Raw genomic sequence first — 7,273 nt, 5'->3', positions numbered from 1 at the left:
GCAGAACTGTAAAATATAAAAGAGGTTGTGCCAACGTTTTGACACAACCTCCACTCATTAAATAGATATAAGAAAGAAGTATTTGTTTTCCAACCAATGTATATAATCTAAAAATGCCTATCTTTGCAGTCAGATTATCGATAACTAAATAAAAACGAAATAGATAAATGGCATTGCAATGTGGTATTGTAGGACTACCGAACGTGGGTAAGTCGACACTTTTCAACTGTTTGTCGAATGCGAAAGCACAGGCGGCAAATTTCCCTTTCTGTACAATTGAACCCAATGTAGGTGTAATCACTGTTCCTGACGAACGTCTGAACGCACTCGCTGAATTGGTGCACCCCCAACGAATTGTTCCTACAACTGTAGAAATCGTAGATATCGCCGGACTGGTGAAAGGCGCAAGCAAAGGTGAAGGACTGGGAAACAAGTTCCTTGCCAATATCCGTGAGACAGATGCAATTATCCACGTACTCCGTTGCTTCGATGACGACAATGTGACACACGTAGACGGAAGCGTAAATCCTGTCCGCGACAAAGAAATCATTGACTACGAACTTCAATTGAAAGACCTGGAAACCATCGAAAGCCGTATCCAGAAAGTACAGAAACAAGCACAGACGGGCGGAGACAAAGCTGCAAAGTTAGCTTACGATGTACTCGTTCAATATAAAGACGCACTGGAACAAGGAAAATCTGCACGTACAGTGACTTTTGAAACAAAAGACGAACAAAAGATTGCTCACGAACTGTTCTTATTGACCAGCAAGCCGGTAATGTATGTCTGCAATGTTGATGAAGCAAGCGCAGTAAACGGAAATAAATACGTAGATATGGTACGCGAAGCCGTAAAAGACGAGAATGCTCAAATCCTGATTGTCGCAGCCAAAACAGAAGCGGACATCGCCGAACTGGAAACGTACGAAGACCGTCAAATGTTCCTTGCCGAAGTAGGCTTGGAAGAATCGGGCGTAGCACGTCTTATCAAATCTGCTTATAAACTCCTGAATCTCGAAACATATTTCACTGCCGGTGTACAAGAAGTACGTGCCTGGACATACGAAAAAGGATGGAAAGCTCCTCAATGTGCCGGAGTGATCCACACCGATTTTGAAAAAGGCTTTATCCGTGCCGAAGTTATCAAATACGATGATTATATCAAATACGGCTCGGAAGCAGCTGTGAAAGAAGCCGGAAAACTGGGTGTAGAAGGAAAAGAATATGTGGTGCAGGATGGCGACATCATGCATTTCCGTTTCAACGTGTGATTATCGGTTACCACCGACGACTTATTAATTACTAATTCGCTAACAATATGAAATATCTCATTGCAGGAACGGGAGGTGTAGGCGGCAGTATCGCAGGATTCTTGTCGCTGGCAGGCAAAGATGTAACTTGTATTGCCCGTGGAGCTCACTTGCAGTCGATTCAAACGAACGGTTTGAAACTGAAATCGGATTTGAAGGGCGAACATACGCTCCGGATTCCGACTACTACCGCTGAAGAATTCAATGGAAAAGCAGATGTGATATTTGTATGCGTAAAAGGTTATTCGGTCGATTCTATCATAGAACTGATAAAAAGGGCAGCACACAAAGACACGGTTGTCATCCCAATTCTAAATGTGTACGGCACAGGACCACGCATACAAAAGTTGGTACCGGAAGTCACTGTCCTCGACGGCTGCATCTATATCGTAGGTTTCGTATCCGGCACAGGAGAAATCACCCAAATGGGAAAAATATTCCGTCTGGTATATGGTGCTCATCACGGCACGGTTGTGAAACCCGGATTGCTGGAAGCCATCCAACAAGACTTGCAGGAAGCAGGCATAAAGGTAGACCTGTCACCGGACATCAACCGGGATACGTTTATCAAATGGTCGTTTATCTCCGCAATGGCTGTGACGGGTGCTTACTACGACGTTCCGATGGGAGAAGTACAGAAACCGGGAAAGATACGGGATACATTTATCGGACTTTCTACGGAAAGCGCTGCCTTAGGAAAGAAACTGGGCGTCGAATTTCCCGAAGACCCAGTCAGCTACAACCTAAAAGTGATTGACAAGCTCGATCCCGAAAGTACCGCTTCTATGCAAAAAGACCTGGCACGCGGACACGACTCGGAAATACAAGGATTGCTCTTCGACATGATTGCAGCAGCCGAAGAACAGGGAATAGATATACCGACCTACCGGATGGTTGCGGAGAAATTCAAAGAATCTAATCATTAACATTAATCCAATATAGAATGAATACCATGCTATTATCCATCAACTGGAACCCGAATCCCGAACTATTCAACCTGTTCGGCATTTCTATCCGTTATTACGGATTACTGTGGGCAGTAGGAATATTCTTTGCTTATGTGGTTGTTCACTACCAGTACCGGGATAAAAAGATAGAGGAAAAGAAGTTTGACCCTCTTTTCTTTTACTGTTTCTTTGGTATTCTAATCGGTGCCCGCCTAGGACACTGCCTGTTCTATGACCCGGGATACTACCTGTCTCATTTTTGGGAAATGATTCTTCCTACTAAGTTCATGCCGGACGGAAACTGGAAATTTACCGGATATGAAGGACTTGCCAGCCACGGCGGTACATTAGGACTGATAATCGCCCTTTGGCTGTATTGCCGCAAGACGAAGCTCCATTATATGGACGTGCTGGATATGATTGCCGTAGCTACTCCAATCACCGCCTGCTTCATCCGCCTTGCCAACCTGATGAACTCCGAAATCATCGGCAAACCGTCTGATGTGCCCTGGGCATTCGTTTTCGAACGTGTAGATATGCTCCCCCGTCATCCGGGACAGCTCTACGAAGCCATTGCTTATCTTATCCTGTTCTTCATCATGATTTACCTGTATAAGAATTACAGCAAGAAACTGCACCGTGGCTTCTTCTTCGGGCTTTGTCTGACTTACATCTTCACCTTCCGCTTTTTCATCGAATTCCTCAAAGAAAATCAGGAAGATTTTGAAAACAGCATGATGTTCAATATGGGGCAATGGCTAAGCGTTCCGTTTATCATAATAGGCGTCTATTTCATGTTCTTCTATGACAAGAAGAAAAATAAAATAGCCTAAATCAAAAAAAGAGGGATTAGCGGTTCAAACATCACTAATCCCTCTTTTTTATCAATAAAACAAATGCCATTTCCCTAATGTCAGGACAACAATCGAAAACATATCCTAAGACATTATATACATTTTCAGCTTATTTCCCCCTGACTATCTTCTTTATATCATTCAGTTTATTCAGCGCTTCAATAGGAGTAAGATTATTCACATCAAGATTCAATATCTCATCGCGAATCTGACAGAGAATCGGATCGTCCAACTGGAAGAAGCTTAACTGCATACCTCCACGATTCTCGCTCACTTCTGCCAACGGTTTACCTGCTATGCCCTGTTGGCGATTATCAGATTCAAGCTGTTTCAATATCTCATTTGCACGTTTCACAATGCTTTTCGGCATACCGGCCATCTTTGCCACATGAATACCGAAAGAGTGTTCACTACCGCCACGTTCCAGTTTACGAAGGAAGATTACTTTATTATCAACTTCTTTCACCGATACATTATAATTCTTGATGCGCTTGAAAGATTTCTCCATCTCATTCAATTCATGATAATGCGTAGCAAATAATGTACGTGCTTTTGCTTTCGGATGTTCATGGATATACTCTACAATTGCCCAGGCAATGGAAATACCATCATAAGTAGAAGTACCACGACCCAATTCGTCAAATAATACCAGACTCCGGGAAGAAACATTATTCAGGATATCAGCCGCTTCATTCATCTCTACCATAAATGTAGATTCGCCGACTGATATATTATCGCTCGCTCCTACACGGGTAAATATCTTATCAACTAAACCGATATGCGCACTTTCCGCAGGAACAAACGAGCCGATTTGAGCCAATAGCGTAATCAACGCCGTCTGACGCAAAAGTGCCGACTTACCGGCCATGTTCGGACCTGTAATAATAATAATCTGCTGTGTATCGCTGTCCAACATTACATCATTGGCAATATACTTCTCACCTATCGGAAGTTGTTTTTCTATTACCGGGTGACGTCCCTGACGAATATCCAATACGTCATTATCCTCAATAATCGGACGGATATAACGATTCTCACGAGCCACATTGGCAAATGACAACAGACAGTCCAGACGTGCAATCTGATTCGCATTAATCTGTATCTGTGGAATAAACTCCATCAATGCCTGTACTAAGTCCGTATATAGCTGCGTTTCCAGAATCAGAATCTTATCTTCCGCTCCCAAAATCTTTTCTTCATATTCCTTTAGTTCCTGCGTGATATAACGTTCCGCATTAACCAGCGTCTGTTTACGAATCCACTCTTTAGGAACTTTATCTTTATGGACATTACGGACTTCGATATAATAACCGAATACGTTATTATAAGCCACTTTCAAACTCGGAATACCCGTCTCCTCGCTCTCCCGCTGCTGTATTTTTAGCAGATAATCTTTTCCTGAATAGGAGATTTGCCGCAATTCATCCAAGTCTGCGTTCACACCATCTTGAATCACTCCGCCTTTATTTATCAGTAAAGGAGGATCATTTTTAATCTCTTTGGCAATCCGGTCACGAATAGAAATACAAAGATTCAGCTGTTCGCCAATACGATTCAAACTCGCATTATCAGCTTCCATACATGCCTGTTTTATTGGCTCAATAGCTTGTAAAGCTACCTTCAACTGAACGACTTCACGGGGCGACACACGTCCTACAGCCACTTTGGAAATAATACGTTCCAAATCTCCTATTAAATGCAACTGTTCTTCAATCAGTTCCTTAAAATCAGGTTGGCGGAAGAAATATTCCACTACATTCAAGCGTTCATTGATCGGTTTCTCATCCTTTAAGGGAAAAACCATCCAGCGTTTCAACAGACGAGCTCCCATTGGGCTGATCGTTCTGTCGATCACATTGAGCAGGCTACTTCCGCCATCATTCATATTACCAATCAACTCAAGGCTACGCACCGTAAACTTATCCAGACGGACGTATTTATCTTCTTCAATACGTGCCAATGAAGTGATGTGACCAATCTGCGTATGCTGCGTCATCGTCAAATACTGCAGGATAGCACCGGAAGCAATAATACCGTTTTTCAAGTGCTCCACTCCGAAACCTTTCAGATTCTTCGTTTCAAAGTGTTTCAGCAGTTTCTCACGGGCAGTCGTTTCTGTAAATACCCAGTCGTCCAGCTCGAACGTGAAGAACTTGTTACCGAAATTACCTTCAAACATCAGGCGTTTGCCGCGTTCAAAAAGAATCTCTTTAGGGGCAAAGTTATTCAACAACTTGTCTATATAATCAAAAGGTCCTTCTGCAGTAAGGAATTCACCGGTAGAAATATCGAGAAAGGCAACTCCACAGGAAGCCTTTCCGAAATGAACGGCAGCCAGAAAGTTATTCTCTTTATAGTTCAGTACATTATCATTGATAGAAACACCGGGAGTAACCAATTCGGTAATGCCACGCTTCACCAACTTCTTCGTCATTTTCGGGTCTTCCAGCTGGTCACAGATAGCGACACGTTTTCCGGCGCGAACCAGTTTCGGAAGATATGTATCAAGGGCATGATGAGGAAAACCTGCCATCTCGATAGTTTTTCCTTTCCCATTGGCACGTTTTGTCAGTGTGATTCCTAAAATTTCGGCTGCAACGATGGCATCCGTAGAATATGTTTCATAAAAGTCACCGCAACGAAACAGCATCACTGCATCCGGATGTTTTGCCTTCAAATCCAGAAACTGTTTCATCATCGGGGTGAGGACGATCTCTTCTTCGTTCACGGGTGTCTCCTTTTCTTTTTTGTTGAGTATATAATGAATTATCCTTGCAAAGATAGCGGTTTTTCGGCAGAGAATCAACGGTATGCTCCGATTCAATTTTCAAAATTAATGTTACATACCTTGAAAAAAGGAGAGTTTATTTCTTAATAAGTAGGAGAAAACTATTAAAACATGTTATTTTTCTTGGATAATTTGCTATTTTCCCAAGAGTCCGTATCTTTGCAACGTGTTTTTCATAGTATTAGATTTAAGGTTAACAAAGGTTGGAGCAAGGCGTTGCTCCTTTTTTTATGCCTATACGCTTCGTTCCTATTTAAATTAGGAGCAGAAAAAGGGATTGCAAAGAGGATAATGCTTTATAAATCTCCACCGAAGTAACAAACATCTGTTTGATTCGGCAGAGAAAATTACATAGATTCCAGTGATAGGATTATTCCAAACGAACTTTTGCGCCTGCATCAACTAATCTTGACACATACCAACTAGAGGCCTCTGTAGTCGTTTTACCTAAAAAAGAAGGAGCCTGTTCAACTAAGTACTTTGCAGTTTTTAAATCATACATAAATAGTTTCTTTATTTCTAGCATTACACGAGTTTTATAATCTGGATTCTGTAACCCCACCAATATTATATTATAAGTTGAACGATCTTCATTATCAAACTGTTTAGATTGATCAATGAATTCTACAGAATTTTCATCAGAGTCAATTACATTCTCTTCATTTGAACAAGATGAAAACATTGCAAAAAAGACACATAAAAAAATAATAGATTAAACAGTTTAGTTTTCATAAATAATAAAATTTAATTAATAAATATACTTCTTTCAAAATAATCACCAATCAATATGCACTATAGTCAAATAATCTACTAGCAAATAAACATATTTTTTTTATATTTTCCAAATTAATGTAATTGTATTTAGATAAATAACTACTAGCATAAAACATATAGATGATACATATAATTTGCTCATAAAAAAACGATATAGGCCTCTGTAGTCCGTAAGACATTTAGAGCCCTATATCATTCCCTAGCGTGAAACTAATTACAAAATAGCTTTACTAATCTTGTTCAATGCCGATACGTAAAGGACTCAAATACTATTATATCTTTGTTTGCCTAATCAAATTAGCTCCGTTAGTTCTCCTTTATTCGTTCCATTATAGTGTTCCACAAAGATAACTACACTATGGTAGAACAAAATAAAAGTTGCGTATCAAATCAATAAGCCTGAATAGGGAATCAGTTATAAAAGAATGTCTATAGAAATCAATAAGAACAAGGGAATATTCTTGTTTAGTTCATAACGGTATGGAAATGAACTAATCTTAGTTCTTCTAAAATTTAATTGGTAATATGCGATGATTTAATATTCATCATACATAGATTTATTCGTCTGACAGTTGTTGAACTTTCGTCTGACAACTGTTA

At 40.5% G+C, this 7,273-nt stretch carries 5 protein-coding genes; 3 read left to right on the top strand and 2 right to left on the bottom strand.

Annotated features, from left to right (window positions below; translation table 11 throughout):
- Positions 1-167: 167 nt before the first annotated feature.
- From ychF to lgt, 3 genes are read left to right on the top strand one after another with little or no spacing between them, the layout of a single operon-like run.
- Positions 168-1,271, top strand: a complete 1,104-nt coding sequence (gene ychF, locus DWZ47_RS20835) for a redox-regulated ATPase YchF (protein WP_004298673.1) — start codon at positions 168-170, stop codon at positions 1,269-1,271.
- Positions 1,272-1,318: 47 nt separating this feature from the next.
- Positions 1,319-2,236: a ketopantoate reductase family protein gene (locus tag DWZ47_RS20830; protein ID WP_117514533.1), complete on the top strand. Its 918-nt coding sequence runs from the start codon at positions 1,319-1,321 to the stop codon at positions 2,234-2,236.
- A gap of 17 nt (positions 2,237-2,253) precedes the next feature.
- Positions 2,254-3,090 carry a prolipoprotein diacylglyceryl transferase gene (gene lgt / locus DWZ47_RS20825; RefSeq protein WP_117514531.1) on the top strand — a complete coding sequence of 279 codons (837 nt, stop codon included), beginning with the start codon at positions 2,254-2,256 and terminating at the stop codon, positions 3,088-3,090.
- 130 nt (positions 3,091-3,220) lie between these two features.
- On the opposite strand, the gene mutS is transcribed toward lgt, so the two are convergent.
- On the bottom strand, positions 3,221-5,809 hold the full coding sequence (gene mutS, locus DWZ47_RS20820) for a DNA mismatch repair protein MutS (protein WP_032846723.1): 2,589 nt from the start codon (positions 5,807-5,809) through the stop codon (positions 3,221-3,223).
- 460 nt (positions 5,810-6,269) lie between these two features.
- Positions 6,270-6,581 (bottom strand): ribosomal protein L7/L12, encoded by a 312-nt coding sequence (locus DWZ47_RS20810; RefSeq protein ID WP_117514527.1) that lies wholly within the window; start codon positions 6,579-6,581, stop codon positions 6,270-6,272.
- Between the last annotated feature and the right edge of the window lie 692 nt (positions 6,582-7,273).

Source organism: Bacteroides sp. AF32-8BH (genome assembly GCF_003435205.1).
Lineage (GTDB): Bacteria > Bacteroidota > Bacteroidia > Bacteroidales > Bacteroidaceae > Bacteroides > Bacteroides ovatus.
This window is presented reverse-complemented; position numbering and strand designations above follow the sequence as displayed.

Coding starts and splice junctions, on each gene's coding strand:
- mutS (WP_032846723.1), bottom strand. CDS start 5,809: ATGATGAAACAGTTTCTGGATTTGAAGGCAAAACATCCGGATGCAGTG.
- DWZ47_RS20810 (WP_117514527.1), bottom strand. CDS start 6,581: ATGTTTTCATCTTGTTCAAATGAAGAGAATGTAATTGACTCTGATGAA.
- lgt (WP_117514531.1), top strand. CDS start 2,254: ATGAATACCATGCTATTATCCATCAACTGGAACCCGAATCCCGAACTA.
- ychF (WP_004298673.1), top strand. CDS start 168: ATGGCATTGCAATGTGGTATTGTAGGACTACCGAACGTGGGTAAGTCG.
- DWZ47_RS20830 (WP_117514533.1), top strand. CDS start 1,319: ATGAAATATCTCATTGCAGGAACGGGAGGTGTAGGCGGCAGTATCGCA.